This is a genomic window from Kitasatospora sp. MMS16-BH015 (assembly GCF_002943525.1).
Classification (GTDB): domain Bacteria; phylum Actinomycetota; class Actinomycetes; order Streptomycetales; family Streptomycetaceae; genus Kitasatospora.
In genome coordinates this window covers 2,634,507-2,660,516 of sequence record NZ_CP025394.1, presented here as the reverse complement: position 1 = coordinate 2,660,516, position 26,010 = coordinate 2,634,507, and the positions used below count along the sequence as shown (strand labels likewise).

Genomic DNA, 26,010 nt, shown 5'->3' with positions numbered 1-26,010 from the left:
GGGTGGTGAGCCGGACGGGGCTCGGGTGGGTGGGGTTTCCGGGGTTCGGGCTCAGGCGGGGTGGGTGGCCCGGGTGGTGAGGAGGTGGAGCGGGTGGGTGGTCAGGGGTTGGTCGTCCTGCCAGGCGTGGGCGAGGTCGCCGACGGTGTCGAGGTCGCCCAGCAGGACCCCGCCGATCAGGCGGTCGTGGCGGACGATCACCTTGCGGTAGGTGCCGCGGTGGGCGTCGGCCAGCCGGACCACGCTGTCCTCGGGGTGGCTGGGCTCGGTGGCGCCGAAGGTGGCCAGGTCGAGCGGGTCGGGGGTGCCGGTGGCCGTACCGGTGGAGGTGGCGGCGGGTGGGGTGAGGGTGAGGCGGGTGAGGAGACGGCTGCCCCGGTAGCCAAGCTGGTGAGGGGCATCCGGTCGGGTGAGGACGCGGGCGAGGTGGTCGGCCTGCTCCAGGGCGGGGCCGGCCAGTCCGTAGACCGTGCCCTCGTGTTCGGCGCAGTCGCCGATGGCGTGGATGTGCGGGTCGCTGGTGCGCAACTGGTCGTCCACGACAATGCCTTGACGAATCGTCAGTCCAGCGGCCTGGGCCAGGCCGATGCGGGGGCGGACGCCGGTGGCGATCACCAGGAGCTCGGTGGCGAGGCGGAAGCCGTCGGCGAGTTCGACGCCGGTCAGGCGGCGGAGGTCGGTGGGGTGGCGGGGGTCGGTGGGGCGGTTGTCCGGGTCCGGGGCGGTGAGGACCACGCGGACGCGGCACTCGGTGTGGATTTCGATCTGCTGGGCGAGTAGGTGATGCCTGATCAACTCTGCTGCCTCGGTGTCGAGTTGGTGCTCCATGAGGTGCTCGCCCTGATGGGCCAGGAGCACCTGGACGCCCCGGGCGGCCAGGGCGCGGGCCGCGCTGACCCCCAGCAGTCCGCCGCCCACCACCACGGCGCGCTTGGCCGCCGGGAGGCGGGATTCGAGCTCGGCGCAGTCGGCCATGGTGCGGAACGTGCAGACTCCGGAGGGGAGTTCGTGGTCGGTGGGCCGGGGGAAGAGGCCACGCAGCGGCGGTAGGACGGGGTTGCTGCCGGTGGCGAGGACGAGAGCGCTGTAGGTGAGCTCGGCCCCGTCGTCGCAGAGGACTCGGCGCTGGAGCCGGTCGATCCGGACTGCCCGGGCCTGGTGGCGGACCACCTGGGGCGGCAGCGCGGCGAGGGCGGCGAGTTCGGGGCGGTAGCGGCCGGCCAGCACCTCGGCGAGCAGCACCCTGTTGTACGGCGGGTGCTCCTCCTCGCCGAGCAGCACCACGTGGGGGTGGCCGTGCGACACGAGCTGCTGGGCGAGCCGGTGGCCGGCCATGCCGCCACCGACCACCACGACGGGGTGGGCGGGGGCGGGGGTCTCGGTCGCTGTCATGGTCACCAGCCTGGTCAAGGGGTGTTACCCGTCGGGTGTTCGGCTGTTTCGCGGTCGGAACTTCAAGCTCAGCGGTGAGGGGAGGGGGCGGTGAGGAGAGGGAAACGCGGGGCGGGAGTGGGGTGAGGCCGGGGCGGCGTGGGTCAGGGGAGTTCGAGGCGGACGGCGCAGGTCTTGAACTCGGGCATCCGGGAGGTGGGGTCGAGGGCCGGGTTGGTGAGGAGGTTGGCGCTGCCCTCGCCGGGCCAGTGGAAGGGCATGAAGACGGTGTCGGGGCGGATCGCGGTGGTCAGGCGGGCCGGGGCGATCGCGCGGCCACGGCGGCTGACCACGGCGACCTGGTCGCCCTCGCGCAGGCCGAGGCGGGCGCCGAGTTGGGGGTGGAGCTCCACGAAGGGGCCCGGGGCAGCCGAGTTGAGGGCGGGGACGCGGCGGGTCTGGGTGCCGGACTGGTACTGGGCGAGGACGCGGCCGGTGGTCAGCCGGACGGGGTACTCCGCGCAGGGCTCCTCGGCCGGGGGTCGGTGCTGGACCGGGGTGAACCTGGCCCGGCCGTCCTCGGTGGCGAAGCGGTCGAGGAACAGCCGTGGCGTGCCCGGGTGTCCGGGGCTGGGGCAGGGCCAGAACACCCCGTCCTCGGCGGTGATCCGGCGGTAGTCGATGCCCGAGTAGTCGGCCACCCCGCCGGCCGAGGCCAGCCGCAGCTCCTCGAAGGCCTCCTCCGGGTCGGTCGGGAAGCCCTTGGTCGATCCGCCCAGCCGGTCGGCCAGCTCGTGCAGCACCACGAGGTCGCTGCGCACCCCGGGCGGCGGTGCGACCGCCTGGCGGCGCAGGATCACCCTGCCCTCCAGATTGGTCATGGTGCCGGTCTCCTCGGCCCACTGGGTGACCGGCAGTACCACGTCAGCCAGCTCCGCCGTCTCGGAGAGCACCACATCGCAGACCGCCAGGAAGTCCAGTGCGCCCAGCCGCTCGGTGATCCGGGCCGAACCCGGCGCCGAGACCACCGGGTTGGAGCCGGCCACCAGCAGCGCCCGGACGGTGCTGCCGAGCGAGTCCAGCAGCTCGTACGCGCTCGGGCCGGGCCCCGGCAGGCTCGCCGGGTCCACGCCCCAGACCGCCGCGACATGGGCGCGGGCCGCCGGATCGGTCAACTTGCGGTAGCCGGGCAGCTGGTCGGCCTTCTGACCGTGCTCCCGGCCGCCCTGGCCGTTGCCCTGGCCGGTCAGGCAGCCGTAACCCGCGTACGGGCGGCCCATGTTGCCGGTGGCCAGGCAGAGGTTGATCCAGGCGCTGACCGTGTCGGTGCCCTTGGCGTGCTGCTCCGGCCCGCGGGCGGTGAGCACCATGGCTGTGGTCGCCTCGCCGAACACCCGGGCGGCTTCGCGGAGTCGGGGTAGCGGCACGCCGGTGACGGCCTCCACGTGTTCGGGCCAGTGCGCCATCGCGGCGGCCCGGGTCTGGGACCAGCCGGTGGTGCGGGTGGCGATGAACTCCTCGTCGGTGCGGCCGTCCGCGACGATCAGGTGCAGCAGGCCCAGCGCCAGGGCGAGGTCGGTGCCCGGGCGGGGCTGCAGGTGCAGGTCGGCCAGCTCGGCCGTCCGGGTCCGGCGCGGGTCGACCACGATCAACCGGCCTCCGTTCTGCTGGAGTTCGCGCAGGTACCGGACGAAGGGCGGCATCGTCTCGGCCGGGTTGCCGCCCACCAGCACCACGCAGCCGGCCTGCGGGATGTCCGCCATCGGGAAGGGCAGCCCCCGGTCCAGGCCGAAGGCCCGTACCCCGGCCGCCGCCGCCGAGGACATGCAGAACCGGCCGTTGTAGTCGATGGTCGCCGTGCCGAGCACGGTGCGGGCGAACTTGCCCAGCAGGTAGGCCTTTTCGTTGGTCAGCCCGCCGCCGCCGAACACCCCGACGGCGTCCCGGCCGTGGGCCTCGGCGGTGCCGCGCAGCCCCTCCGCGATCCGGTCCAGCGCCTCCGGCCAGCTCGCCGGGGTGAGCACGCCCGAGCGGCGGACCAGCGGCGTGGTCAGCCGGGCCGCCCCGTCCAGGACGGCCGCCGCGTTGGCGCCCTTGCCGCAGAGCGCACCCCGGTTGACCGGGAAGGCGGGCCGCTCGACCACGGTGAGCGGCACCGGGTGCGGGCCCGGGCCGGTGGCCGGGCGCAGGGCCATGCCGCACTGGAGGGCGCAGTACGGGCAGTGGGTGTCGGTGGCGGAGGTGGCGGAGGCGTGCCGGGCGGCGGAGGTGTTCGGGGCGGTGGCGGAGGAGGCGCTCTGGGCGGTGGTGGGGGCGTCCATGGAGCCACCCTGCGGGCAGGCTGTTACCGGAGCGGGTGTGCGGCGGTTACGGGGGGCGTACGCGCGGCTCACCGGCAGTGGGGGCCGGTGTGAGGGGGCCGGGTGACAGTCGTGATCCGGGCGCAACGGGTGGGAAACAGGAGGCCGGGAGGGTAGGGGGGTATGACCCTGGTATCCCTCGGCGGGGCACGGCCCCGGGTGTTGCACGCGGCGCGGCGGCCGGCCCTGGTGCTCGTCGCGCACGGTTCACGGGACGCGGCGGCGGCCGGCACGACCCGGGAGGTGGCGGCGGCCGTCCGGGCCGCGCGACCCGAACTCGACGTACGGCTGGCCTACTTGGGCCTGGACGGTCCGCTGTTGGCCGAAGTGCTGGACGGGCTGGCCGGGTCGGCGGTGCTCGTCCCGCTGCTGCTCAGCCGGGGCTACCACGCGGGGGTGGACCTGCCGGCCGCCCTGGCCGGCGCACCGCAGGTCCGGGGCGTGGTCGCGCCGCCGCTCGGGCCGGACCCGCTGCTCGCGGAGGCGCTGGCCGATCGGCTGTGGGAGGCGGGTTGGGCCGGTGAACCGGTGGTGCTGGCCGCCGCCGGTTCGCGGGATCCGGCCGCGGCGGAGGACGTCCGGGCGCAGGCCCGGCTGCTGGCGCGGCGGCTCGGGGTCGCGGTGACGCCCGGGTACGTGGCCGGGGCGGGCCCGCGGGTCGCGGAGGTGGCGAGCGGGGGAGCGGCCGTCGCCGGGTACTTCACCGCGCCAGGGGACTTCGCCCGGTTGGCGGCGGCGGCCGGGAGCGGGGTGACGGCGGCCCCGCTGGGGGCGCATCCGGCGGTGGTGCGGGTGCTGTTGGAGCGGTACGCGGCGGGGGTGCGTGCGGTGGCCCGCACCGGAGGCGCCAGGGCGGGTGAGAAGCCCTAGAGCTCCAGGTCGGTGGCGAGGTCGTCCCAGGGGAGGCCGAGGAGGGGGTGCTCGGTGTCCTCGTGGGTGGGGACGGTGAGGGTGTCCTGGAACCAGACCACGGTGAGGCCCGAGTAGTGGTCCACCGTGTCGAGGTCCGGGTCCACCGGGTTGGAGTACAGGGTGGCCGTGCAGATCACCGGCGGCAACTCCTCGACCGGGCCGAACGGGCCGCCCGGGGCCGGGACGTCCGGGAGGTGGCGGACGGGCTCGATCAGGTGGGCCGGGAGGGCGGAGTCCCGTCGGGCCGCCGTGAGCAGGTGGGTGAGCTTGGCGTCGTTCAGGCGGCGGCAGGGGTAGCCCTCGATGAGGCCGGAGTAGGTCGAGGAGAAGGAGATGCGGCTGAGGTCGACCGTGCGGCCGGAGGTGAGGTTCAGGTGCGTGAGGGCCATGGGGCGCACCCTACGGGCCGACCTGGCTGGGGCGACAAGGGTTTTCAGGCCGGCCGGGAGGACTGGAGGTGGGCGAAGACCACCACGTTCTCGGTGTAGTCCTTGGCCTTCTTGTCGTACGCGCCGCCGCAGGTGATCAGGCGGAGCTGGGCGTCGGGGGTGTCGGCGTAGACCTGGGCGTCCGGGAAGGCGTTCTTCGGGAAGGTCTGGGTGGAGTCGACCAGGAAGCTGGCGACGGTGCCGTCCTCGCGGGTGATCTCCACGGTGCTGCCCGGGGTGAGGAGGCGGAGCAGCAGGAAGACGGCCGGCCCGGTGCGGGTGTCGACGTGGCCGGCGACGACGGCGCTGCCGCGTTCGCCAGGGGTGGCGCCGTCGCGGTACCAGCCGACCAGGTTCTTGTCGTCCGGGGCGGGGGCCTCCAGGGCACCGGCCGGGGTGAGGCCGAGCTCGGCGAACGGGGCGTCGATGAGGAGTTGGGGCACGCGGAGCCGGGTCGGCCGCGAGCGGGGGAGGGCCGGGGTGGCGGGCTTCGGCTTCGTGGCGGGAGCGGTGGGAGCGCCGGGGGCGGCGGCCGGCGCAGGGGCCTGGGCGGCCGGGCCGGCGGGGGACATCGGGGCCAGCGCGGCGGCCACCGGGGGCTGGCCGGGGGTGGCGTCCACCGACTGGTAGATCACCAGCAGGCCGAGGAGCGCTGCGCCGACCGCCCAGCGGAAGGGCTTGCCGGGGCTGCCGGGCTCGGTGGTCATGACGCTCCTGGGGTGGGGTGCGCTCCGGCGGGGCGCCGGGGCCGGTCCGAGTGGCGTGAGGTCACAGGAGGGCGCGCCGCAGCGGGGACGCTGGTGACCGGGCGACTGAGGGCTGAGCCGGCGAAGGCGAGTGCCGGTGGGCCGTCACCTGACGGGGCGGTACCCGAACCGGGGAGGCCGACCGCCGGTGGGCGGGCGCGGGACACAGGGGGCCGCGCCCGTCCGGTGGGGTGGGGCGTCAGGGGGTGGAGTTGCCGCGGCGGCGGAGGGAGTAGGCGCCTACGGCGAGGCCGCCGGCGAGGAGGGCTCCGCCGGTGGCGAGGCCGCTGGTGGAGACGGCGAGGCCGCCGCCGCCGGTGTGGACGCCGCCGTGGGGCTTCTTGTCCTTGTGCCAGGGGGCTTCCTCGGCGACCTCTTCGGCCTTGCCCTCGCCCCTGCCCTCGGACTTCTCGAGCTTCTTCGGCTCCTCCTTGCCGGACTGGGAGTCCTGCCAGCCGGGCTGGCCGTCGGCGACCGTGCGGACGGGCTGGGCTTCGGCGTGGGCGGCGGGGGAGGCGAGGGCCAGGACGGCGGTCGCGGCCGCTGCGGCGAGGAGGGAGCGATCGAAACGCATCTGCTTGGGTCCTTCCGGCGGCGACGGACGACTGCCGGCCCTTCGCCGGCGGAGGGTTCGTGGTCGCGCCTCCATCACCGTCCGTCACGCGGTGGACGGCCGCCACCCGTCGGGGTCCTTCCGGAGGACGGGCGGTGGGCCGGAGTCGAAGGGCCGTCAGGTGACGGCCGGGTACCTCGGTGGGCGGTGCGGCTTCGGCCGTTGGGGTGGTCGGCGGGCCCGGCCGGGCGTGTCGCGGGGGTGCTGGGGGCGGCCGGGCCGTCGGAGCGGAAGGTGACGGAGCGTAGCCTCAGGGGCGGCGGTCACCGCCCGGGACGAGCAGGCCCTGTTCGTAGCCGGCGGCCACCGCCGAGGCGCGGTCCTTGACGCCCAACTTGCCGTAGATGTGCAGCAGATGGGTCTTCACGGTGGCCTCGCTGATGAAGAGCTCGGCGGCGGCCTCCCGGTTGGTGTGGCCGCCGGCGACCAGGACGAGCACCTCCAGCTCGCGGGGGCTGAGCGACTCCTCGGCGGGGGCGCGGACCTGGCCGAGCAGCTTGGCGGCCACCGTGGGGGCGATCACCGAGGCGCCGGCGGCGGCCGAGCGGACGGCGTGGAAGAGCTCCTCGCGGCCGGCGTCCTTGAGCAGGTAGCCGGTGGCCCCGGCCCGGACGGCGGGCAGCACGTCGCTGTCGGTGTCGTAGGTGGTGAGCACCAGGACGCGGCAGGGCAGCCCGCGCTCGGTGATCGCCTTGATGGTGGAGACGCCGTCCATCCGGGGCATCCGCAGGTCCATCAGCACCACGTCCGGCCGCAGCGACTCGGCCAGCACCAGCCCCTCGGCGCCGTCCCCCGCCTCGCCGACCACCTCGAAGCCGGGGGCGGCGGAGAACATCCCGCGCAGCCCGTCCCGGACGATCGGGTGGTCGTCCACGATCAGTACTCTGATGGTCAACTCGGTCTCTCCCCGTGCTGGTTGGTCCCCGTGCCGGTCGGCGGGGTCATTCGGCCCGCGCGAGGGCGGGCAGCGCGACCGAGACGGTGGTGCCGCCGTTCGGTTCGGTCTCGATCTCCAGGCGGCCGGCCAACAGCTGGGCCCGGGTGCGCATCACCCCCAGACCGTAGCCGCCGCCGGTGGCGCGGGAGGCGGGCTCGCGGCGAGGGTCGAAGCCGACCCCGTCGTCGCGGATGTCCAGGGTGACCAGCTCGGGCATGTACGAGAGGGTCAGGCCGACCCGGCCGGCCTCGGCGTGCTTGGCCACGTTGGCCAGCGACTCCTGGGCGGTGCGCAGCAGGGTGACCTCGACCTCGGGGTGCAGCGGGCGGGCCTCGCCGGTGACCGTGAAGCCGGCCCTGATCTGGTGCAACTCGCCCCAGCGTTCGGTGAGTTCGGCGAGGGCCTGGACCAGGTCGGCCCGGTCGAGCTCCTCCGGGCGCAGCGCGTGGACGGCCCGGCGGGCCTGGGTGAGGCTCTGCCGGGCCAGCTGGGCGGCGTTGTCGAGGTGGCGCTGCCACTGTTCGGCGGGGGAGCCCTGTTCGCGGGCCTGGTCGGCGGCCTGGAGCTGGGTGACGATCCCGGCCAGGCCCTGGGCCACGGTGTCGTGCAACTCCCGGGCCAGCCGCTGCCGTTCGTCGATGATGCCGGCCTCCCGGGCCTGGGCGACGAGTTGGGCGTGCAGGCCGGCGTTCTCGGCCAGGGTCTCGGTCAACCGGCGGTTGGCCTCGGTGAGTTCGGCGTTGGCCTGCTGGCGGCGCAGGCTGAGGCGGGCGTTGACGCTGGCGAGGGCGCTGATCACGCCGATCACGGTGAGGTTGAGGGTGAGGACGGCGAGGAAGCCGCCGAGCTGCGGGCCGCTGCTCGGGATCCGGCTGCCGGTCTGCGAGATGGAGGCGGGGATGGCGGGGGCCACCCCGAGCAGCCGGGCCGGTCCGTGCAGGTAGCGCGCGGCGTGCACGTAGCCGGCGAAGCTGAAGAAGCCGAACCAGGGGTCGCAGAGCACCAGTAGGAGGGTGGTGGTCAGCAGGCCGAGGAAGAGCGGCAGGCTGTACCGGGTGCGGCCGGCGGCGGCCGGGAAGCGGTCCAGGGCGGTGCGGGCCAGCAGGAACGCCAGCGCGGCCGCGGCCACCGGGAGTGTGGTGGTCAACGGCCGGGCGTGGGGGGAGGGGAGGGCGGTGGCGAGGATGGTGGCCACCGCCCAGCAGGCGTACCCGACCGGGCCGAGGGCCCGGTCCAGTCGGCCTTGCCAGCTGTCGAGCCGCTGGGTCTCGGTGCCGGCGCCGGTTTCGGCGGGGACGCCGGTCTCTACAGGCACACTGGTCTCGGCAGGCAAACCGGTCTCGGCGGGGACGCTGATCATTTCGGCCTCACCCGTCACATCGACCCCTCGGGGCACTTCGGTCACTCCCACCGGAACAGCTTGGCAGCCGCACCTGCGGTGACGAGGGCGAACACCCCCAGTGTGAGGAGATCCACTCCGTGCGGGAAGTGGCCCTGCCAGGCGTCCTGGAGCGACTGGACGGCGGCGCCGCTCGGGGTGAAGTCGCCGATCCGGCGCAGCCACCCGGGGCCCGAGTCGCGGGGGATCCAGATGCCGGAGAAGAACATCAGCGGGAAGAAGAGGGTGGCGCCGATCGCGTTGCCGGCCTTGCCGGTGGGCACCACGGCGGCGACCAGCAGGCCCAGGCCGAACAGGGCGGCTGCGGAGAGCAGGAAGGCGAGCAGGAAGGAGGGGATCGCCTGCGGCAGTGAGACCCCGCAGATCTGGCCGACGATGGTGACCAGGATCAGCGAGACCACCGCGACGCCTAGGTAGAGCGGGAGCAGCGCGCCCAGCAGCAGCGCGGGCCGGACCGGGCTGACCGAGAGCCGCCGCAGCACGCCCTTCTCGCGGTAGCCGGCCAGCAGCGGGGGCAGGCCGTTCATGGCCAGGGTGAGCAGGGCGAAGACGGCGAGGATCGGTGCGTAGAGGTCGAGCACGCTGTGTCCGTGCAGCTCGGCGGTGTGCCGGCGCATGGCCGGGATGGCGCCGAGGATGCCCATCAGGACGACCGGGAAGGCCAGGCTGAAGAAGGCGCCGACGGGGTCGCGGAGGAAGAGCTTGGTCTCGGTCAGGGCGAGGCGGCGCAGGGCGGTGGTGGTCATGGCGGGCTCCGGGAGACTGGAAGGAGAGGGTGGCCGGCGCTGGTGGGCCGGTCAGCGCCGGCGGTTGGTCAGGGCCAGGTAGGCGTCGTCCAGGGTGTGCTCGTGGACGCGCAGGCCGGTGACGACCACGCCCCGGCGGGCCAGCAGGCCGGTGACCTCGTCGGCGAAGGTGCCGGTGCCGGTGATCACGGTGCGTCCGTCCTGCTCGGTGACGGCCAAGACGCCGGGCAGCAGGCGGAGTTCGGCGGCGCTGAGCGCCTCGTGGGTGCGGAAGCTGAGCTCGCTGCCGACGCCCGAGCGGGCGACCAGCTCGCCCGGGGTGCCGAGGGCGGTGATCCGGCCCCCGTCCAGCACGGCGGCCCGGTCGCAGAGCGCCTCGACCTCGTCCATGAAGTGCGAGACCAGCACCACGGTGACCCCCTCCTCGCGCACCTGGCGGACCAACTCCCAGGTGTCGCGGCGCCCTTGCGGGTCGAGGCCGGTGGTCAGCTCGTCCAGGAAGACCACCTCGGGGCGGCCGATCAGGGCCAGCGCGATGAAGAGCCGCTGGCGCTGGCCGCCGGAGAGCTTGCCGAACTTGGTCTGCGCGTGGTCGGCGATGCCCCACTGCTCCAGCAGCTCGCCGATCGGGCGGGGGCGGGGGTAGAAGGAGGCGTAGAGCTCCAGCGCCTCCACCAGCCGCAGGTTGTCCTGGAGTTGGGCCTGCTGGAGCTGGACGCCGACCAGCGGGCGCAGCTGCCGGGCGTCCCGGACGGGGTCGAGGCCGAGCACCCGGACGGTGCCGGCGTCCGGGCGGCGCAGGCCCTCGCAGCACTCCACCGTGGTGGTCTTGCCGGCGCCGTTCGGGCCGAGCAGGCCGAAGATCTCGCCCTCCTCGACGTCGAACTCCACCCCGTCGAGCACGGTGCGCCGCCCGTAGGCCTTGCGCAACCCCGTCACCTCGATGACCGCCATCTCGTCCTCGCTCCCCGCCCGGTGGGGCCGTTCCCCTCCGCTGCCTCAAGATTCCCGCGCGGGCCGGGGTGCGGGCATCGACCGGTGGGCTCCACCTGGTGGCGGCAACGGTGGAGGGGGGATCAACCGATCGGTTGATCCCCCCTCGTGGGCCGCCGGTGCTAGGAGAGCAGCGTCCAGGACTGGCCGGGCGCGGCCGGGTTGGCGTTGTTGGTCACCACGGTGGTGCCGGTGGCGGTGCCGTTGGCGTCGAGCACCAGGCCGGTGGCCACGTTGGTGATGGTGAGCGCGCCGGTGGTGCTGTTCTGCACCACCTTCCACTCCTGCCAGGGGTTGCCGGGCGAGTAGTTGAGCAGGTAGGCGCTGTTGCCGGGCTGGGTGCCGGCGGCGAGCACGGTGTGCTGCTGGGTGCCGGTGTTGCAGTTGTCGCTGATCCGGACGGTGCCGTCCGGGTTGGTGGTGAAGGTCCACTGCTCGGAGGTGTGGTCCGACCACCAGGTGTTGACGTCGGCGTTCTGGCCGACCGCGGCGGAGCAGGTGCCGGAGGCCTCCAGGGCCAGGCCGGCGGTGCCGCCCGCGGCCAGGCCGTGGTACCTGCCGTCGTTGATCACGGTGGCCGGGACGGTGGTGGCCAGCGGGGTCAGGCGGTAGAGCGCGACGCCGTGCGGGGCGACCCAGCCGCCGCCGATGGTGCCGGTGGTGGTGCCGGTGGCGCCGGTCCAGGTCTCCTTGTACGAGTAGCCCGGGCCGGTCAGGCCGGCCGCGGCCAGCGTGGTGGTGACGGTCTGCCAGTTGTTCGGGTCCTGGTTGACCAGCAGCACGGCGGTGTCGCCGCCCGCGAGCGGGCGGCGCAGCACCACCGGCGCGGTGGAGCTGCGCGGGGCGGCGCCGACCAGGGTGGCGGGCTTGGCCAGCGCGTCCTGGTCGATCGCGATCATGTCGCGGTTCTTCAGGAAGGAGAGGCTGTCGGCGTCGATGCCGGTGGACCAGCTGTAGCCGTTCTGGCTCACCTGGGTCTGGGCGGCGGTGCGCAGGTCGGCGCCGGAGATCAGCGGGGCGGCCATCATCGAGAGGATCGACAGCTCGCTGCGCGACTCGTCGTCGGTGAAGGGCTTGTGGCAGGTGCAGTTGTCGGTCACGCCGTACAGGCCGTAGGCGTACTTCCAGCCGGTGAACATCATGTCCATGTCGTTCCAGCTGCCCGGGTGCACGTTGCCCGGGTACCGGAGCGCCGTCTGCAGCTGGCCGTTGTACAGCACGCCGTCCAGCTCGCTGTCGCGGTCGCCGCCGATCCGGCAGAGGTTGGCCACCTGGCCGCACCAGACGCCGGTCGGCGCGTAGCCGGGCGACTGGAAGGCGGGGGTGCCCGCGGCCTGGATCACCGGGTCGGTCCGGGCCGGGTCGTTCGCCTCCAGCAGGTACGGCACGCCGCTGTGCACCGGCTGGGCCGAGACGCTGAGGGTGACCTTCGGGCGGCCCTGGGCGGCGGAGGCCGCGTCCAGCGCCCGCTGGAAGGCCTGGGTGCGGGCGTAGATCGACTTGGTGAGCTCCTTGCCCACGCCCTGGGTGTAGTAGTTGTGGCCGTCCGGGCCGATGATCTGCGGGCCGTACGGACAGTCGTCGTACTTCACGTAGTCGACGCCCCAGGAGACGAAGTCCGTGGCGTCGGTGGCTTCGTGGCCGAGGCTGCCGGGGTGCATCTGGCAGGTCTCGTAGGTGTCGGTGGCGTAGAGGCCGAGCTTCATGCCCTTGCTGTGCGCGTACCAGGAGAGGTACTGGATCCCGTTCAGCGTCTGCCCGTTGACGGTCTGGCCGGGGAAGGTGCGCGGGTCCGGCTGGAGGTGGCCCGAGGTCGGGTCGTTGCCGGTGCCGTCGGTGCCGCTGACCGGGTTGCCGCTGTTGTCGTAGAGCTGCATCGCGCCGTCGGCGGTGCGCTTGAACCAGCTGCTCTGGTCGGTGCGGTAGAGCATCGACCAGCCGTCGTCGATGGTGACGGTGTCGTAGCCGGCGGCGACCAGGCCGTTGGCCGACATGAAGTCGATGGTCTGCACGACCTGCTGCTGGTTGACCTGGGTGCCCAGGGCGTTCCAGGAGTTCCACCCCATCGGCGGGGTGAGGGCGGTGCCGTTGCCGAGGGCGGCCGCCGGGGAGGCCGCGGTGAGGGAGAGGGCGCCGAGGCCGGGGAGGGCCATCGAGAGGGCCAGCAGGATGCTGGGCAGGCGGGCGGCTCTGCCGCGTGAAGCGCGCATGGAGTGACTCCGGGGACGCGTACGAGTGGGGGAGCGCCGGGGTCGAACAGGAACGCACAGGTGGAGGAGCCGGGAGAATCCGGGGAAAGAGAGCACAGGTCAGCTGGCCGAGTGGGGGTTCGACCGGAGGCGCTGATGGGTGAGTGTAATGGCACATGTCACATAACCAACAGGCTTGTGCGGGGACTTCTGTTGGCTGTTGGCGGATTGTGTTGAAATCGAGCCACCGATGGCCGGAGCGCGCGCAGGGGGCCCCGAAGGGGTGAAATCCGGGGCGGCGGAGGGGGTCCGGAGGCTCGGCTGCTCTAGAATCTGCGCCAGGGAGTGTGAGGTGTTCCCGGCAAGAGCGGCGCCCCCGAGGGGGCGGCAGGGCGAGCGCACGGCTCGGGCGGCTGACGGCCCGTCGGGCATGAGGTGGGGCGGGTGGGACTCGAACCCACGACCAAGGGATTATGAGTCCCCTGCTCTAACCGGCTGAGCTACCGCCCCGGTTCGCCGTGCAGCGCGGCGCGAGCCGATGCAGCAGCAGACGGCCCCTCAGGGCCGTCCCCGGCAGCATAGCCGGTCGATCAGCCGTGGTGCGCGCCGGGGGCGCATCCGGGGGGCGTGAGGCCGCCGACGGTCGGCCGGTGCGGTCGGCCGGGCCTCGGGTCGAGCCGCCGGGCCGCCACCCCGCCGGGCCGTCGGCGCGGTCGGCCGGAGAGCGGGCCAAGGGACTCATAATCCCTTGGCGGGTGTTCCGGTCACTCGAAGAGCCTCCGGGGTGTCGATGTGCGGGGCCGTCCCGGGCGGGTGAGGCTTGGGGGCGTCGGCTTGGGCCGGAGAGACGGAGGCGGTGGCGCGGATGGCGGGCCGAGCGGTGGTGCGGGGCTGGACGAGCGGGCTGCTGGCCGGGGTGCTGGCCCTCGGGGCGGCCGGGTGCGGCTCGGGGGCGGCCGGGGGCCCGCCCAGCGCGGCGCCGGTGGCGAGCAAATCCGGGGCGAGCGCCTCGGGGGACGCGCACGGGTGGTCCCGGGATCGGATCCTGAGCGCGATCGCCAAGCACGCGGGCACGACCAGGACGGCCAAGGCCACCCCGACCAACGGCCTGGTCGGGGCCGTCTTCACGCACAACGCCGACGGCGACCACTTCTGCACCGCGAGCGTGGTGGACAGCGCCGGGCTCAACCTGATCATCACGGCCGCGCACTGCGTCTACGACCCGATCGCGGGCCAGCGCAGCGATCTCGTCTTCATCCCCGGATACCGCAACGGCGACACCCCGAACGGGGTCTGGCCGCTGGTCTCGATCACGGTGGACCCGAGCTGGTCGGAGCAGGGCAACCCGGACCTGGACGTGGCCTTCGCGGTGGTGCAGGCCCAGGGCGGCAAGCAGGTGCAGCAGGTGCTCGGGGCCAACGCCCTGGGTGTCAACAAGGGCTACCGGCTGCCGGTCCGGGTGACCGGCTACCCGAGCAGCGGCGACGTGCCGATCACCTGCGTCAACAACACCACCGAGCAGAGCCCGACCCAGCTGCGGATCGACTGCCCCGACTACACCGGCGGCACCAGCGGCAGCCCCTGGATCACCGACCTCGACCCGAACACCCACACCGGCACGGTGGTGGGCGTGATCGGCGGCTACCAGGAGGGCGGGGACAGCCCCGACACCTCGTACAGCAGCTACTTCGGCGACGAGGTGCAGCAGCTCTACGACCGGGCCACCGGCTGAAGCTGCGGATCGGCTGACGCCGCGCGCCGGGTCGGCGTTGAAGCCGCGGATCGCCTGGAGCCGTCTGCCTGGCCGGCGGCTGACCGGCTCTCACCTGCGGGGTTGGGCCGGGCGGGCGCCCCGGTGGGCACCTGCGGGGTGGCTTCCGGGCCGGTGGGCGCCCGAGGCTGGCGCCCGGGGCGGCCCGGCTGGTAGACCTTGCCTCCGCACGCGTCGACCGGCGGCGCGGCAGGAGGGAGGAGCGGCGGATGGCGTGCGTACGGTCCCTCGGCCGCCGGGCCGCCCGCCTCGGCGCGGCCACGGCCGCCGCCCTGGCGCTGCTCGCCGGCTGCTCCGGCGCGGGCACTGCCGGGCCGGACGGCATGCCCACCTCCCGGCCGGCCGAGGCGGGCGGGGCGGACGACCGGATCGGCACCCTCTTCCTCGGCGAGCTGGGTGGTGAGCGCGGCTGCACGGCCAGCGTGGTGGACAGCCCCCGGCACAACCTTCTGGTGACCGCCGCGCACTGCGTCTACACCTCGGTCAACGGTCGGCTCGACGACCTGGTCTTCGTGCCGGGCTACCGCAACGGTCAGGCGCCGTACGGGAGTTGGACGGCCACCGGGAGTTTCGTGGACCCGCACTGGACGGCCTCCGAGGACCCGGAGTACGACGTGGCCTTCATCACCGTGGACGCCCGGAACGGCCGGCAGATCCAGGACGTGCTCGGGGGCAACGAGCTGGCCACCGACCAGGGCTTCGGTCTGCGGGTCTCCGTCACCGGCTATCCGAGCACCAGCGAGACCCCGATCACCTGCTCCGTCCGGACCAGCCGGTTCAGCGACACCCAGGAGCGGTTCGACTGCCACGGCTACACCGACGGCACCAGCGGCAGCCCCTGGCTGACCAAGTCCGGCCAGGTGGTCGGCGTGATCGGCGGTTACGAGCAGGGCGGGGCGACCGACCAGACCTCGTACAGCATCACCTTCGACCGCCGGGTGGCCGAGCTCTACCGCCAGGCCACCGGCGCCTGAGGCCCCGGCCCGAGGGGCCCGGGGAGGCCCGGGAAACACGAAGGCCCTCCGGTGACCGGAGGGCCTTCGCTCTGCGCAACTCACCCCTCACAGGGTGAAGCTCCCCCAATTGGACTCGAACCAATAACCTGCCGATTAACAGTCGGCTGCTCTGCCAATTGAGCTATGGGGGATCGAACGCGCAGCACCGGAAGGCCACGTGGACCTTCCGAGCTCCCCCAATTGGACTCGAACCAATAACCTGCCGATTAACAGTCGGCTGCTCTGCCAATTGAGCTATGGGGGATTGAGCTGGTGCTGTGGGGGTCGGTCACCCGGCCCTGCGGCGCTCGCTGCGGGACATACATTAGCGCACTCAGGGGGGTGCTCCGCCAATCGCTTTCCCGGCTGACCTGCTCGACCCCCGCTCGGCGCGCCCGGTGGGCGGGCGGCGGGCCTGGCGGGGATGCTGGGGGACGGCGGGGGGAGCGCGTGGCCCGGACCCGCCAGCGGCCCGGTGGTTCGCCGCCGGGACGGACGGGTAGGGCAATGCGGCAGAGTCCGCAAGGAAGGGTGGAAGCCGAGCATGTGGAAGCTGAGCTTGGTCGTCGGAGTCGGGATCGGCTACGTGCTGGGCGCCCGGGCGGGGCGGCAGCGGTACGAGCAGATCTCCAAGACGGCCCGGCAGATCGCCCAGGACCCCCGGGTGCAGGACGCGGCCGGCAAGGCCAGGCACCAGGTGGGTGCGGTGGCCGGCAAGGCCGCCGGAGCGGTGGCCGACAAGGTCGGTGACCGGCTGCCGAACGCGGTCACCGACCGGGTCGCACTGTTCAACCGCCAGCACGCCGAGGACGACAGCTGGGGCACCGTCCGGCCCTGACCGCGAGGGTGCCCGGCCCGGGCGGCACGAGGGTGCCCGGCCCGGCCCGGGCCGCGGGCGTGCCGTCCGGCACTGACCGCGACGGGTCGGGTCGGCTCGGTACCGGCGGGAGCTACCCGCCGGTACCGAGTGGGCAACACTTGCCCGACCCGCCGACATCCGGGCCCCGTGCTGAGGCATGATCTCGGCATGGCCATCGTCGCGGGCATCGACAGCTCGACCACTCGCACCAGGATCGTCGCGTGCGACGCCGACACCGGCGCCGTGCTGCGCGACGGCCGTGCTCCGCACCCGGTGCAGGAGGGCCCGGACGCCAGAGCCACCGAGACCGATCCGCAGAACTGGCTGCACTCGCTCGGCGAGGCGGCCACCGGCGGGCTGTTGGAGAGCGTCCGCGCGATCGGCGTCTCCGCCCAGCAGCACGGCCTGATCGGGCTGGACGCGGGCGGGGTGCTGGTGCGCCCGGCGCTGCTCTGGAACGACCCGCGCTCGGCCGGTTCGGCCGCCGCCCTGATCGACGCGCTCGGCGGCCCCGAGCCGTGGGTGCGGGCGATCGGCTCGGTGCCCGCGCCGACGTACACCATCGCCAAGCTGCGCTGGCTGGCCGACCACGAGCCGGTCTCGGCCAAGCGGATCGCCGAGGTGCTGCTGCCGCACGACTGGCTGGTCTGGCAGCTGCTCGGCCACCCCAAGCGCCGCACCACCGACCGGGGCGACGCCTCCGGCACCGGCTACTGGTCGCCGGTCACCGGCGAGTACCGGCAGGACCTGATCGAGCTCGCGCTCGGCCACCAGCTCCGGGTGCCGGACGTGCTGGCCCCCAACGAGCCCGCCGGGCACACCCCCGAGGGCCTGCTGATCTCCGCCGGGACGGGCGACAACATGGCCGCCGCGCTCGGCCTCGGCCTCACCCCCGGCGACGCCGTGGTCTCGCTGGGCGGCAACGGCACCGTCTTCGCGGTGCACGACCAGCCCGTGGTCGACCCGACCGGCGCCGTCTCCTCCTTCGCCGACGCCACCGGCCACCACCTGCCGATGGTCGGCACCCTCAACGCCGCCCAGGTGCTGCGCTCGATGGCCGGCATCCTCGGCACCGACCTGGCCGGGCTCAGTGAGCTGGCCCTGCAGTCCACCCCAGGCTCGTACGGGATGGTGCTGCTGCCCTACCTGGACGGCGAGCGCACCCCCAAACTCCCCAGCGCCGCAGGCACCTTGACCGGTCTGCGGGCCGAGTCGATGGCGCCCCAGCACCTGGCCCGGGCCGCGGTGGAGGGCATGCTCTGCAACATCGCCGAGGCGCTGGACGTGCTGCGGGCCCAGGGCGTGCCGCTGCGGAGGGTCTTCCTACTCGGCGCGGTCGGCCGGCTGGCCGCCGTCCGGGAGATCGCGCCGCTGCTCTTCGACCTGCCCGTGGTGATACCGCCCGCCGGCGACTACGCGGCCCGCGGCGCCGCCCGGCAGGCCGCCTGGGCGCTGGCCGGCACCGTCGAGCCGCCGCACTGGGAGCTCCAGGAGGCCGTCACGGTGGAGCCCGACCAGTACCACTCGGCGGCGGTCGGCAAGGCCGTCCGGCAGCAGTACGCGACGATCCGGGTGCAGACACACCCGGAGACCGCCTGACCCCGGAGCGGCGCGTCAGAGGTGCTCGCGCAGCGGGCCGACGCGTAGGCCCTGGGCCGCGCAGGCGTCGAGGACGCCGGGCAGGGCGCCCAGGGTCGAGCGCCAGGCACCCGGGGCCGAGGTGCAGTCGGAGTCGTGCAGCAGCAGGGTGCCGCCGCTCAACGGCGTGCGGGTGATCGTGCGCAGCACCGACTCCGGGGTGGCCTTGGCCGTCCAGTCGCGGCCCCAGTGCGTCCAGAGCACCGGGGCGAGGCCGAGGTGGCGGGCGGCGGCCAGGGCCGTGAGGTTGAGCACCCCGTAGGGCGGGCGGTACCAGCGGGGCTGCTGGCCCGTCAGGTCGGCGACCAGGTCGCGGGCGCGGGCAATGTCGTCGAGGGTCGCGCGCGGCGAGCGGATCAGCAGCGGGCGGTGCCGCAGGCCGTGCACGGCCACCTCGTGACCGGCCGCCACCAGCTCGCGGCCGAGGCCCGGGGCGCGGAGCAGCATCCGGCCGAGCAGGAAGAAGGTGGCCCGGACGCCGGCCCGCTCCAGCTCCTCGAGGAAGAGCGGGGTCGAGCGGGGGTCGGGCCCGTCGTCGAAGGTGAGCGCCACGTGGTCGCGGCGGCCGGCCCCGCTCAGGCCCGGTGCCAGGTGCGGGCGCAGCGGCCCGATCGAGGTGAGCGCGGGCAGGCTGTGCGCCACCGCCAGCCCGGCGGCCAGCCCGCCGGTGGCGAGTACGAGTGCCCGGGGCCGCGCGGCGGCCCGGGCGAGGGTGCGGGCTTGGGGCTGGGGCCTGGTGGACGGGAGCGTGGTGGTCACGCGGCCTCCTTGAGGGCTCGGCCGAGCTGGGTGGCGGAGGAACGGGCGGGCCCGACGAGGCGGGCGAGGTGCCGGTCGGCGGTGATGGCCGGCGGCCAGTCGCCTGCGGTCGGGGCGGGGGCACCGATGGGGCTCGGGGCGGCCGTGGGCAGGGACGCGGCCGTGGGCGCGGTGCTCGGGCCCTGGCTGGTGGCTCGGTCGCTGCTCGGGCCGGTGCTGCCGACGGCGAGGGTGGCCGTGGCGTTGCCGGCGGCCAGGGCGGCGCGGAGGGCCTGGGGGAGCGCGGCCGGGGTGGGGACCCAGGTGGCCAGGCCGGCCTCGTGGAGGGCGGCGGCGTTGGTGATGCCGTGGCCGGGGAGGCAGCGGTAGCTGAGCACGGGGACGCCGCTGGCTAGGGCTTCGAGGGAGGTGAGGCCGCCCGCGTTCTGCACCACCAGGTCGGCGCTGCGCAGCAGGGCGGGCATGTCCTCGACCCAGCCGAGCGGGATGCCGGTGGCGCCGCGCAGCAGGCGGGCCAGGAGGGCGGAGTTGCGGCCGCAGAGGGTGACCGGGACGGCCAGGCCGGAGGCGGCTATCTCGCGGGCGGTCTGCTCCACCTCGCCGACGCCCCAGGAGCCGGCCACCACCAGGGCCACCGGGCGGTCCGGCGGGAGGCCGAAGCGGATCCGCTCGGCCTGCCGCTCCTCGGCCGAGCGGGCCGGCCGGAAGGCCGGGCCGACCAGTGGGCCGCAGACCTCGACGGCCGCCGCGCCGTGCCGCCGGGCCTGGGCGGCGGCCACCGGGTGCAGGGCGAGGTGCAGGTCGACCCCGGCGCCGATCCAGAGCGGGTGCACCGACATGTCGGTGAGGAAGGTGACCACCGGCACGCCGATCGCGCCCTCGGCGCGGAGCCCGCCGAGCGCCTGGCTGGCCAGCGGGTAGGTGGAGACCACGGCGGCGGTGTCGGGGCCGATCACGGCCCGGGTGCGGCGGGCCGCCGCGCGGGCGAACAGGCGGCCGACCAGCCCGCCGAACGAGCGGTGCCGCTCCAGCGCACGGAGCAGCCCGCCCCAGGCCCAGGGCGCGACCTTCAGCTCGAAGGCGTAACTGCCGCGCAGCAGTCGGCCGATGCCGGGCGGGAGCAGATCGAGGAAATCGTGACTGTCCACTGCGTACCCCAACTCGCCGAGGCGCCTGGCGAGTTCCCGGGCGGCCCCGTCGTGTCCGGCTCCCACGCTGGCCGACACCAGGGTGATCCGAGTCCGTCGTGATGGCATCAGGCTCCTTCTCGGGGCTTCAGCGCGGCGGAAGGGCCTGGCCATGGACTCTCGGCCCCCGAACGCCGAGATCGGTGGTACGCGGGAACGGCTGTGCGCGGTGCGGTGAGGTGCGTGGTGGTACGAGTCCGAACTATGGTGCGGGGCGCGGAAGATGAGGCCATCGAGGCCGGTGTGGGACCGGCTCCGAGATCCCCTCGGAGCCGGCCCGGTACAGGGTCCGCCTAGTGGGTGACAGCCGGGCCACCGGCAGGCGTCTGCTCGGTGACGATGTTGCTCGTCGGGGTGCCGTCGGCGCCGGCCAGGGTCACCCGGTGCCGGACGCCGTCCGGCCCGAGCACCACGGCCAGCCAGGCGCTGCCGCCGCCCTGCTGGCCGACGGCCGACAGGCTCTCCACCTTGCCGCCGGGCACGGCGGCCGCGGCCTTGGCGGCGGCCTGGTCGGCGGGGAGGGCGGGCAGCGGTGCGGGGGCGAGCTGACCGGCGCTGCCGGTGCCGGGGGCGGGCTTGGCGGTGCCGGCCGGGCGGTGGCCCGGGGCGCAGGCCGCGGCGCCGTTCATGCCGAGGCGCTCGCCGCGCTTGCCGTGCTCGGCGCCCTGGTCGGCCCGGCCGTGCTCGCCGTGGCCGCCCTGGTGCTGCCGACCGGCGCCGCAGGCGGCGGCGGTGCGCTTGCCGTGGCCGGCGGCGAAGGCGCCGCCCTGCTCGGCGCGGTGGTGGTGCTCGGCGACGGCGACCGCTGCGACGCCGCCGCCGACGATCACCACGGCGGCGGCCAGCGCCGCCCAGCGGGCGCCGCGCCGCCGGGGCACCAGGCGGGCCAGCCGCTTGCGCGGGCCGGCGCCGCCGGAGGACGGGGCCTCGGGCTGTGGGGGAGGCGGGAAGGACTGGGACATCTGTGCTCCTCGTACCGGCCGGACACCGCGCCCGGCCGAGACTCGTACCGGCCGGGCACCGCGCCCGGCCGAGAGCAGAGCATGCGGGCGCGAAGCTGAAGCTGCGCTGAAGGGAGCTGAAGACCTCTTCAGCCGCCCGGTCGCTCGGTTTGCGACCCTTGTCCCCATGCGCGTACTGGTGGTCGAGGACGAACGGCGGCTGGCCGCCGCCCTGCAGCGGGGGTTGGAGGCCGAGGGCTTCACCGTGGACGTGGCCCACGACGGCCCGCAGGGGCTCTGGCTGGCCACCGAGCAGGACTACGACGCGATCGTGCTCGACATCATGCTGCCCGGGCTGAACGGCTACCGGGTCTGCGCCCGGCTGCGGGCGGCCGGGGTGGAGGCGGGCATCCTGATGCTGACCGCCAAGGACGGCGAGTACGACGAGGCCGAGGCGCTGGACACCGGGGCGGACGACTTCCTCTCCAAGCCGTTCTCGTACGTGGTGCTGCTCGCCCGGCTGCGCGCGCTGGTCCGGCGGACGGGGCGGCGGGCCCCGCAGACGATGGAGTTCGGCGATCTGGTGATCGACCCGGCCCGGCGGCTCTGCACCCGGGGCGGGGTCGAGGCCCGGCTCACCTCGCGGGAGTTCGCGGTGCTGGAGTACCTGGCCCGGCGGGCCGGGGAGGTGGTGCCCAAGCGGGAGATCCTGGAGCAGGTCTGGGATTCGGCCTTCGAGGGCGAGCTGAACCTGGTGGAGGTGCACGTCAGCGCGGTGCGGCGGAAGATCGACGCGCCGTTCGGGCGGGCGGCGGTGGAGACGGTCCGCGGCGCCGGCTACCGGCTGGCGGTGGACGGTGGCTGAGTCGGGAGCGGGAGCGGGAGCGCTCGGGCGCGCCGTGCGCGGGGTGCGCGGGGTGCCGTACGGGCTGACGGTGCTCGGGTACCGGCTGCGGTCGGCCGCCCGCCGGGCCGGTCGGCGGCTGGGGCGGGTGACCGCGTGGTGCGGGCGGGTGGCTTCGTGGCTCGGGCAGCTGCCGGGGCTGCGGCGGTGCCTGCCGAGGTCGGTGCGCGGGCGGGCCACCCTCGGGGCGACGGCCGTGGTGGCGGTGGCGCTCGGGGCGGCCTCGGTCGCGTTGGTCGGGCTGCTGGACGCCAACCTCTGGGAGAACGCCGAGAGCGCCGCCGGGCAGCAGGCCACCGCGGTGGCCGCGCTGGCCGCCGCCGGGCGGTTCGACCCGCTGCCGCCGCCCGCGCACGGGGCCGACTTCTACCAGGTGGTGGGCGCCGACGGCCGGGTGCTGGCGGCCAGCCCCAACCTGGCCGGCCGCCCCGCGCTGAGCCCCAAGCGGCCGGTGCGCACCGGCACCGAGCGCTCCACCTGGGACACCGGGCTGCCGCACGGCGAGCACCGCCAGCGGGTGGTCGAGGTCACCACCGGGACCCCGCAGGGGCTGGTCACCGTCTTCGCGGGCACCTCGCTGCGCGACGCGGACGCGGTGGACGACACCACCACGGCCTCGCTGGCCGTCGGGGTGCCGCTGCTGCTGCTCACCGTGGCCCTGGTCACCTGGCGGGTGACCGGGCGGGCGCTCGGGCCGGTGGAGGCGATCCGGGCCGAGGTGGCCGAGATCACCGACCGTGACCTGCACCGCCGGGTGCCGGTGCCGGCCAGTCAGGACGAGATCGCCCGGCTGGCCGCCACGATGAACGCCACCCTCGACCGGCTGGAGGCCGCCGGCGCCCGGCAGCGCCGGTTCATCGCCGACGCCTCGCACGAACTCCGCAGCCCCATCACGGTGTTGCGCACCCAGCTGGAGGTGGCCCTGGCCCACCCGGACCCGGCCCTGTGGACCGAACTGGTCACCGGCGCGCTGGAGGACACCACCCGGCTGCAGGCGCTGGCCGCCGACCTGCTGCTGCTCGCCCGGCTGGACGCCGCCGAACCGGCCCCCGTCACCCCCGTCGACCTCACCGAGCTGGTCCGCGAACTCGCCGAGGCCCGCCGCGGCGACCCCCACCCGGTGGCGGCCACCACCCCACCGGGCCCGCCGGTCACCGTGCTCGCCAACCCGCTCTGGCTCGGCCGCCTGGTGACCAACCTGCTGGACAACGCCCAGCGGTACGCCGAGACCCGGGTCGGGCTCGACCTGCGGGTGGCCGACGGCCTGGCCGTGCTGACCGTCACCGACGACGGCCCCGGCATCCCCGCGGCCGACCGCGAGCGGGTCTTCGAGCGGTTCGCCCGGCTCGACGACGCCCGCAGCCGCGAGGAGGGCGGGGCCGGCCTGGGGCTGGCCATCGCCCGCGAACTGGCCGGCTGCCTGGGCGGCCGTCTGACGGCGGAGGAGGCCCCGCGCGGCGCCCGGCTGGTGGCCCGCCTGCCGCTCGCCTGACCCGCCGTGCGGCGGACGGCGGGTCTCGGCCCGCCGGCCCGGTCGGCGTGGAAGTCTGAAGCCCCGGCGGCTGTCGGGGCTTCCAGGACACGTACGGCAGACGTGAAGGGGCTCACCGGATGCCACTGCACCACGGCGACGCGCGCGACCACCGACTCGACGTCCCCCCGCTGCTCGGCGCGGCCGACCCGCTCGGGTCGATGCGGCTCTCGCCGCCGCTGCACCAGCTGCCCGACGGGCCGATCCCGCCCGGCACCGCCTACCAGTTGATCCACGACGAGCTGATGCTGGACGGCAACGCCAAGCTCAACCTGGCCACCTTCGTGACCACCTCGATGGAGGTGCAGGCGGAGAAGCTGATGGCCGAGTGCCTCGACAAGAACATGATCGACAAGGACGAGTACCCGCAGACCGCCGAGCTGGAGCGCCGCTGCGTGGCGATCCTCGGCCACCTCTGGCACGCCCCCGACCAGGCCCAGGTGATCGGCTGCTCGACCACCGGCTCCAGCGAGGCCTGCATGCTGGCCGGCATGGCGCTCAAGCGCCGCTGGATGCGGCGCAACGCGGACCGGTACGTGGCCGGGGCCCGGCCCAATCTGGTGATGGGCATCAACGTCCAGGTCTGCTGGGAGAAGTTCTGCAACTTCTGGGAGGTCGAGCCGAGGCTCGCACCGATGGAGGGTGAGCGCTACCACCTGGACGCGGAACGGGCGTCGGCCCTCTGCGACGAGAACACCATCGGGGTGGTCGGGGTGCTCGGCTCCACCTTCGACGGCAGTTACGAGCCGGTGGCCGAGATCTGCGCCGCGCTGGACGGCCTCGAGGAGCGCACCGGCCTGGACATCCCGGTGCACGTGGACGGGGCCTCCGGCGGGATGGTCGCGCCCTTCCTCGACCCGGGCCTGGTCTGGGACTTCCAACTGCCCCGGGTGGCCTCGATCAACACCTCGGGCCACAAGTACGGCCTGGTCTACCCCGGGGTCGGCTGGGCGCTCTGGCGGGACAAGGAGGCGCTGCCCGAGGAGCTGGTCTTCAAGGTCAACTACCTGGGCGGCGAGATGCCCACCTTCGCGCTCAACTTCTCCCGCCCCGGGGCCGAAGTGGTCGCCCAGTACTACACGTTCCTCCGGCTCGGCCGGGCCGGCTACCGCGCGGTGCAGCAGGCCTGCCGGGACGTGGCGGGCTACCTGGCCACCTCGATCGAGGAGTTCGGCTGCTTCCGGCTGCTCACCCGGGGCGACCAACTGCCGGTCTTCGCCTTCACGGTGGCCGAGGGGCAGCCCTTCGACGTGTTCGACGTCTCCCGGCGGCTGCGCGAGCGCGGCTGGCAGGTGCCCGCCTACACCTTCCCCGCCGACCGCACCGACCTCTCGGTGCTGCGGATCGTCTGCCGCAACGGCTTCTCCCGCGACCTGGCCGACCTGCTGCTCGCCGACCTGGCCCGGCTGCTGCCCGAACTCGGCCGCCAGCCCGCGCCGTTGCAGGAGCTGGGGGTGCAGCCGCGCCCAGGCTTCCACCACTGAGGGGCCCCACTGACGGTCTCCGTCGTGGTTGGTGGCCGGGCTCACAGGACCTTCGGCCCTGACGGGCCTTGCACGGGCCTGCCTAGCATGGAGCTTTTGCGGGTCGTCCGCCGCCGGCCGACGCCCGAGCCCCCTATCCCACGAGGAACCATGCGATTCTCCCGGCTGTCCGCCGTCCGTACCCCCGCTGCGGCGGCCGTGCTCGCCCTGGCCGCCGCAGCCTGTGGCGCCGAGGGCAAGCCGGAACGGTCTCAGGCGGCCGACTCCCGGACGGCGGAGTCCCAGCCGACCGGCTCCGGGCCGACCGGGGTGACCGGCAGCCCGACCCCCAGCCCCACGCCCACTCCGACGCCGTCCGCGACACCCACCCCGACCCCCACGCCCGCGCCGCCGGTGGAGCGGGTTACCGGTGCGGTGGCCAAGTCGGTCGCGCCGCAGATCTCGCCCGGCAACGGCGAGACGGTCGGGGTCGGGCAGCCGCTGGCGGTGGTGTTCAAGGGGCAGAAGGTGGACCAGGCGCTGCGGGCCGGCATCGAGGGGCAGCTCAAGGTGACCACCTCGCCGCAGGTCAACGGCGCCTGGCACTGGGCCGAGGCCAAGGGCGACACCGTGGTCCACTACCGGCCGAAGACCTACTGGCCCAAGGGCACCAAGGTGACCCTGGAGGCCGGCCTGGCCAAGGCCAAGCTGACCGCCGGCACGGCCGTGGACCGTAACCGCTCGCTCTCCTTCACCGTCGGCGAGTCGATGGTCAGCACGGTGGACCTCAAGGCCCACACCATGACCGTGGTGCGCAACGGTGAGACGCTGCGCGCCATCCCGATCAGCGGCGGCGAGGACAGGTTCAAGACCCGCGAGGGCATCAAGACCGTCCTCGCCAAGGAGGGCCGCGTGATCATGGACTCGCGGACCATCGGCATCCCCCGCGACAGCCCCGACGGCTACTACGGCTCGTACGACTGGAGCATGCGGGAGACGATCAGCGGCGAGTACGTGCACGCCGCGCCCGACAACGCCGAGGCCTTCGGCAAGGAGAACGTGAGCCACGGCTGCATCGGGATGTCCGAGGCGGACGCGAAGTGGCTCTACGGGCTGAGCAGCAAGGGCGACGTGATCCAGGTGACCGGCTCCGGGCGGCCGATGGACCACTTCGGCAACGGTTACGGCGACTGGAACCTCTCCTGGGACCAGTGGCTCCAGGGCAGCGCGACCGGCGAGCGCAACGGCTGACACCGGCTGACGCCGAC

General features: G+C 74.5%; 22 protein-coding genes and 3 tRNA genes. 9 read left to right on the top strand and 16 right to left on the bottom strand.

Going from position 1 to position 26,010, the window contains the following annotated elements; all coding sequences use genetic code 11:
* Nucleotides 1-51 precede the first annotated feature (51 nt).
* Nucleotides 52-1,392: an NAD(P)/FAD-dependent oxidoreductase gene (locus tag CFP65_RS11535; protein ID WP_104820797.1), complete on the bottom strand. Its 1,341-nt coding sequence runs from the start codon at nt 1,390-1,392 to the stop codon at nt 52-54.
* A gap of 143 nt (nt 1,393-1,535) precedes the next feature.
* Nucleotides 1,536-3,692, bottom strand: a complete 2,157-nt coding sequence (locus CFP65_RS11530) for a molybdopterin oxidoreductase family protein (RefSeq protein ID WP_104816019.1) — start codon at nt 3,690-3,692, stop codon at nt 1,536-1,538.
* Between the two features lie 162 nt (nt 3,693-3,854).
* Between CFP65_RS11530 and CFP65_RS11525 the strand changes: the two genes are divergently transcribed.
* Nucleotides 3,855-4,601: a sirohydrochlorin chelatase gene (locus CFP65_RS11525; protein WP_104816018.1), complete on the top strand. Its 747-nt coding sequence runs from the start codon at nt 3,855-3,857 to the stop codon at nt 4,599-4,601.
* Here the strand turns inward: CFP65_RS11525 and CFP65_RS11520 are convergent.
* The 9 genes from CFP65_RS11520 to CFP65_RS11480 form a co-directional block, all read right to left on the bottom strand.
* Complete coding sequence (locus CFP65_RS11520) at nt 4,598-5,032, bottom strand: hypothetical protein (protein WP_104816017.1); 435 nt, start codon at nt 5,030-5,032, stop codon at nt 4,598-4,600. The two genes, CFP65_RS11525 and CFP65_RS11520, sit on opposite strands and share 4 nt — an antisense overlap.
* 44 nt (nt 5,033-5,076) lie before the next feature.
* The gene (locus tag CFP65_RS11515; RefSeq protein ID WP_104816016.1) at nt 5,077-5,778 is read right to left on the bottom strand and encodes a class F sortase; all 702 of its coding nucleotides are present in this window, start codon (nt 5,776-5,778) and stop codon (nt 5,077-5,079) included.
* Nucleotides 5,779-6,016: 238 nt separating this feature from the next.
* Nucleotides 6,017-6,391 (bottom strand): hypothetical protein, encoded by a 375-nt coding sequence (locus CFP65_RS11510; protein WP_104816015.1) that lies wholly within the window; start codon nt 6,389-6,391, stop codon nt 6,017-6,019.
* 289 nt (nt 6,392-6,680) lie between these two features.
* A complete protein-coding gene (locus tag CFP65_RS11505; protein ID WP_104816014.1) occupies nt 6,681-7,325 on the bottom strand; it encodes a response regulator transcription factor in 645 nt (214 codons plus the stop codon).
* A gap of 46 nt (nt 7,326-7,371) precedes the next feature.
* Nucleotides 7,372-8,727: a sensor histidine kinase gene (locus CFP65_RS11500; protein ID WP_104816013.1), complete on the bottom strand. Its 1,356-nt coding sequence runs from the start codon at nt 8,725-8,727 to the stop codon at nt 7,372-7,374.
* 41 nt (nt 8,728-8,768) lie between these two features.
* Nucleotides 8,769-9,512 (bottom strand): ABC transporter permease, encoded by a 744-nt coding sequence (locus CFP65_RS11495; RefSeq protein ID WP_104816012.1) that lies wholly within the window; start codon nt 9,510-9,512, stop codon nt 8,769-8,771.
* A gap of 51 nt (nt 9,513-9,563) precedes the next feature.
* A complete protein-coding gene (locus CFP65_RS11490; RefSeq protein WP_104816011.1) occupies nt 9,564-10,466 on the bottom strand; it encodes an ABC transporter ATP-binding protein in 903 nt (300 codons plus the stop codon).
* A 161-nt stretch (nt 10,467-10,627) separates the two neighbouring features.
* Entirely contained in the window at nt 10,628-12,715 is a 2,088-nt protein-coding gene (locus CFP65_RS11485) for an alpha-galactosidase (protein WP_104816010.1), read from the bottom strand.
* Nucleotides 12,716-13,130: 415 nt separating this feature from the next.
* Nucleotides 13,131-13,204 (bottom strand) — tRNA-Ile (locus tag CFP65_RS11480).
* A 355-nt stretch (nt 13,205-13,559) separates the two neighbouring features.
* Here CFP65_RS11480 and CFP65_RS11475 point away from each other — a divergent pair.
* Both CFP65_RS11475 and CFP65_RS11470 read left to right on the top strand, forming a co-directional pair.
* Nucleotides 13,560-14,426 (top strand): serine protease, encoded by an 867-nt coding sequence (locus tag CFP65_RS11475; RefSeq protein WP_158702139.1) that lies wholly within the window; start codon nt 13,560-13,562, stop codon nt 14,424-14,426.
* Between the two features lie 248 nt (nt 14,427-14,674).
* A complete protein-coding gene (locus CFP65_RS11470; RefSeq protein ID WP_104816009.1) occupies nt 14,675-15,439 on the top strand; it encodes a serine protease in 765 nt (254 codons plus the stop codon).
* A 100-nt stretch (nt 15,440-15,539) separates the two neighbouring features.
* Here CFP65_RS11470 and CFP65_RS11465 read toward each other — a convergent pair.
* Together CFP65_RS11465 and CFP65_RS11460 are read right to left on the bottom strand one after the other, a co-directional pair.
* A tRNA-Asn gene (locus CFP65_RS11465) sits at nt 15,540-15,612 on the bottom strand.
* Between the two features lie 40 nt (nt 15,613-15,652).
* Nucleotides 15,653-15,725, bottom strand: a tRNA-Asn gene (locus tag CFP65_RS11460).
* A 279-nt stretch (nt 15,726-16,004) separates the two neighbouring features.
* On the opposite strand from CFP65_RS11460, the gene CFP65_RS11455 reads away from it, so the two are divergent.
* Together CFP65_RS11455 and CFP65_RS11450 are read left to right on the top strand one after the other, a co-directional pair.
* Nucleotides 16,005-16,298 (top strand): hypothetical protein, encoded by a 294-nt coding sequence (locus CFP65_RS11455; protein ID WP_104816008.1) that lies wholly within the window; start codon nt 16,005-16,007, stop codon nt 16,296-16,298.
* 189 nt (nt 16,299-16,487) lie between these two features.
* The gene (locus CFP65_RS11450; RefSeq protein ID WP_104816007.1) at nt 16,488-17,918 is read left to right on the top strand and encodes an FGGY family carbohydrate kinase; all 1,431 of its coding nucleotides are present in this window, start codon (nt 16,488-16,490) and stop codon (nt 17,916-17,918) included.
* Nucleotides 17,919-17,933: 15 nt separating this feature from the next.
* Here the strand turns inward: CFP65_RS11450 and CFP65_RS11445 are convergent, their stop codons facing one another.
* The 3 genes from CFP65_RS11445 to CFP65_RS11435 all read right to left on the bottom strand — a co-directional run bounded on the left by CFP65_RS11445 (nt 17,934) and on the right by CFP65_RS11435 (nt 20,865).
* Nucleotides 17,934-18,716 carry a polysaccharide deacetylase family protein gene (locus tag CFP65_RS11445; RefSeq protein WP_104816006.1) on the bottom strand — a complete coding sequence of 261 codons (783 nt, stop codon included), beginning with the start codon at nt 18,714-18,716 and terminating at the stop codon, nt 17,934-17,936.
* Nucleotides 18,713-19,864, bottom strand: coding sequence for a glycosyltransferase (locus CFP65_RS11440; RefSeq protein WP_254552345.1), 1,152 nt, complete (start codon nt 19,862-19,864; stop codon nt 18,713-18,715). The genes CFP65_RS11445 and CFP65_RS11440 overlap by 4 nt, the downstream gene beginning before the upstream one ends.
* A gap of 332 nt (nt 19,865-20,196) precedes the next feature.
* A complete protein-coding gene (locus tag CFP65_RS11435; protein WP_104816004.1) occupies nt 20,197-20,865 on the bottom strand; it encodes a hypothetical protein in 669 nt (222 codons plus the stop codon).
* A 166-nt stretch (nt 20,866-21,031) separates the two neighbouring features.
* Here CFP65_RS11435 and CFP65_RS11430 point away from each other — a divergent pair, with 166 nt between their 5' ends.
* The 4 genes from CFP65_RS11430 (at nt 21,032) to CFP65_RS11410 (ending at nt 25,993) form a co-directional block, all read left to right on the top strand.
* Nucleotides 21,032-21,709 (top strand): response regulator transcription factor, encoded by a 678-nt coding sequence (locus CFP65_RS11430; RefSeq protein ID WP_104816003.1) that lies wholly within the window; start codon nt 21,032-21,034, stop codon nt 21,707-21,709.
* A complete protein-coding gene (locus CFP65_RS11425; protein ID WP_254552344.1) occupies nt 21,702-23,240 on the top strand; it encodes a cell wall metabolism sensor histidine kinase WalK in 1,539 nt (512 codons plus the stop codon). Before CFP65_RS11430 ends, CFP65_RS11425 begins: the two co-directional genes overlap by 8 nt.
* A gap of 119 nt (nt 23,241-23,359) precedes the next feature.
* Entirely contained in the window at nt 23,360-24,763 is a 1,404-nt protein-coding gene (locus tag CFP65_RS11420; RefSeq protein WP_104816002.1) for a glutamate decarboxylase, read from the top strand.
* Nucleotides 24,764-24,913: 150 nt separating this feature from the next.
* A complete protein-coding gene (locus CFP65_RS11410; protein WP_158702138.1) occupies nt 24,914-25,993 on the top strand; it encodes a L,D-transpeptidase in 1,080 nt (359 codons plus the stop codon).
* Nucleotides 25,994-26,010: the final 17 nt, after the last annotated feature.

What these genes read in the sequence shown, in the direction of transcription:
- CFP65_RS11535 (WP_104820797.1), bottom strand. Translation starts at nt 1,392, where the DNA reads ATGACAGCGACCGAGACCCCCGCCCCCGCCCACCCCGTCGTGGTGGTC.
- CFP65_RS11530 (WP_104816019.1), bottom strand. Translation starts at nt 3,692, where the DNA reads ATGGACGCCCCCACCACCGCCCAGAGCGCCTCCTCCGCCACCGCCCCG.
- CFP65_RS11525 (WP_104816018.1), top strand. Translation starts at nt 3,855, where the DNA reads ATGACCCTGGTATCCCTCGGCGGGGCACGGCCCCGGGTGTTGCACGCG.
- CFP65_RS11520 (WP_104816017.1), bottom strand. Translation starts at nt 5,032, where the DNA reads ATGGCCCTCACGCACCTGAACCTCACCTCCGGCCGCACGGTCGACCTC.
- CFP65_RS11515 (WP_104816016.1), bottom strand. Translation starts at nt 5,778, where the DNA reads ATGACCACCGAGCCCGGCAGCCCCGGCAAGCCCTTCCGCTGGGCGGTC.
- CFP65_RS11510 (WP_104816015.1), bottom strand. Translation starts at nt 6,391, where the DNA reads ATGCGTTTCGATCGCTCCCTCCTCGCCGCAGCGGCCGCGACCGCCGTC.
- CFP65_RS11500 (WP_104816013.1), bottom strand. Translation starts at nt 8,727, where the DNA reads ATGATCAGCGTCCCCGCCGAGACCGGTTTGCCTGCCGAGACCAGTGTG.
- CFP65_RS11495 (WP_104816012.1), bottom strand. Translation starts at nt 9,512, where the DNA reads ATGACCACCACCGCCCTGCGCCGCCTCGCCCTGACCGAGACCAAGCTC.
- CFP65_RS11490 (WP_104816011.1), bottom strand. Translation starts at nt 10,466, where the DNA reads ATGGCGGTCATCGAGGTGACGGGGTTGCGCAAGGCCTACGGGCGGCGC.
- CFP65_RS11485 (WP_104816010.1), bottom strand. Translation starts at nt 12,715, where the DNA reads ATGCGCGCTTCACGCGGCAGAGCCGCCCGCCTGCCCAGCATCCTGCTG.
- CFP65_RS11475 (WP_158702139.1), top strand. Translation starts at nt 13,560, where the DNA reads ATGGCGGGCCGAGCGGTGGTGCGGGGCTGGACGAGCGGGCTGCTGGCC.
- CFP65_RS11470 (WP_104816009.1), top strand. Translation starts at nt 14,675, where the DNA reads ATGGCGTGCGTACGGTCCCTCGGCCGCCGGGCCGCCCGCCTCGGCGCG.
- CFP65_RS11455 (WP_104816008.1), top strand. Translation starts at nt 16,005, where the DNA reads ATGTGGAAGCTGAGCTTGGTCGTCGGAGTCGGGATCGGCTACGTGCTG.
- CFP65_RS11450 (WP_104816007.1), top strand. Translation starts at nt 16,488, where the DNA reads ATGGCCATCGTCGCGGGCATCGACAGCTCGACCACTCGCACCAGGATC.
- CFP65_RS11435 (WP_104816004.1), bottom strand. Translation starts at nt 20,865, where the DNA reads ATGTCCCAGTCCTTCCCGCCTCCCCCACAGCCCGAGGCCCCGTCCTCC.
- CFP65_RS11430 (WP_104816003.1), top strand. Translation starts at nt 21,032, where the DNA reads ATGCGCGTACTGGTGGTCGAGGACGAACGGCGGCTGGCCGCCGCCCTG.
- CFP65_RS11420 (WP_104816002.1), top strand. Translation starts at nt 23,360, where the DNA reads ATGCCACTGCACCACGGCGACGCGCGCGACCACCGACTCGACGTCCCC.
- CFP65_RS11410 (WP_158702138.1), top strand. Translation starts at nt 24,914, where the DNA reads ATGCGATTCTCCCGGCTGTCCGCCGTCCGTACCCCCGCTGCGGCGGCC.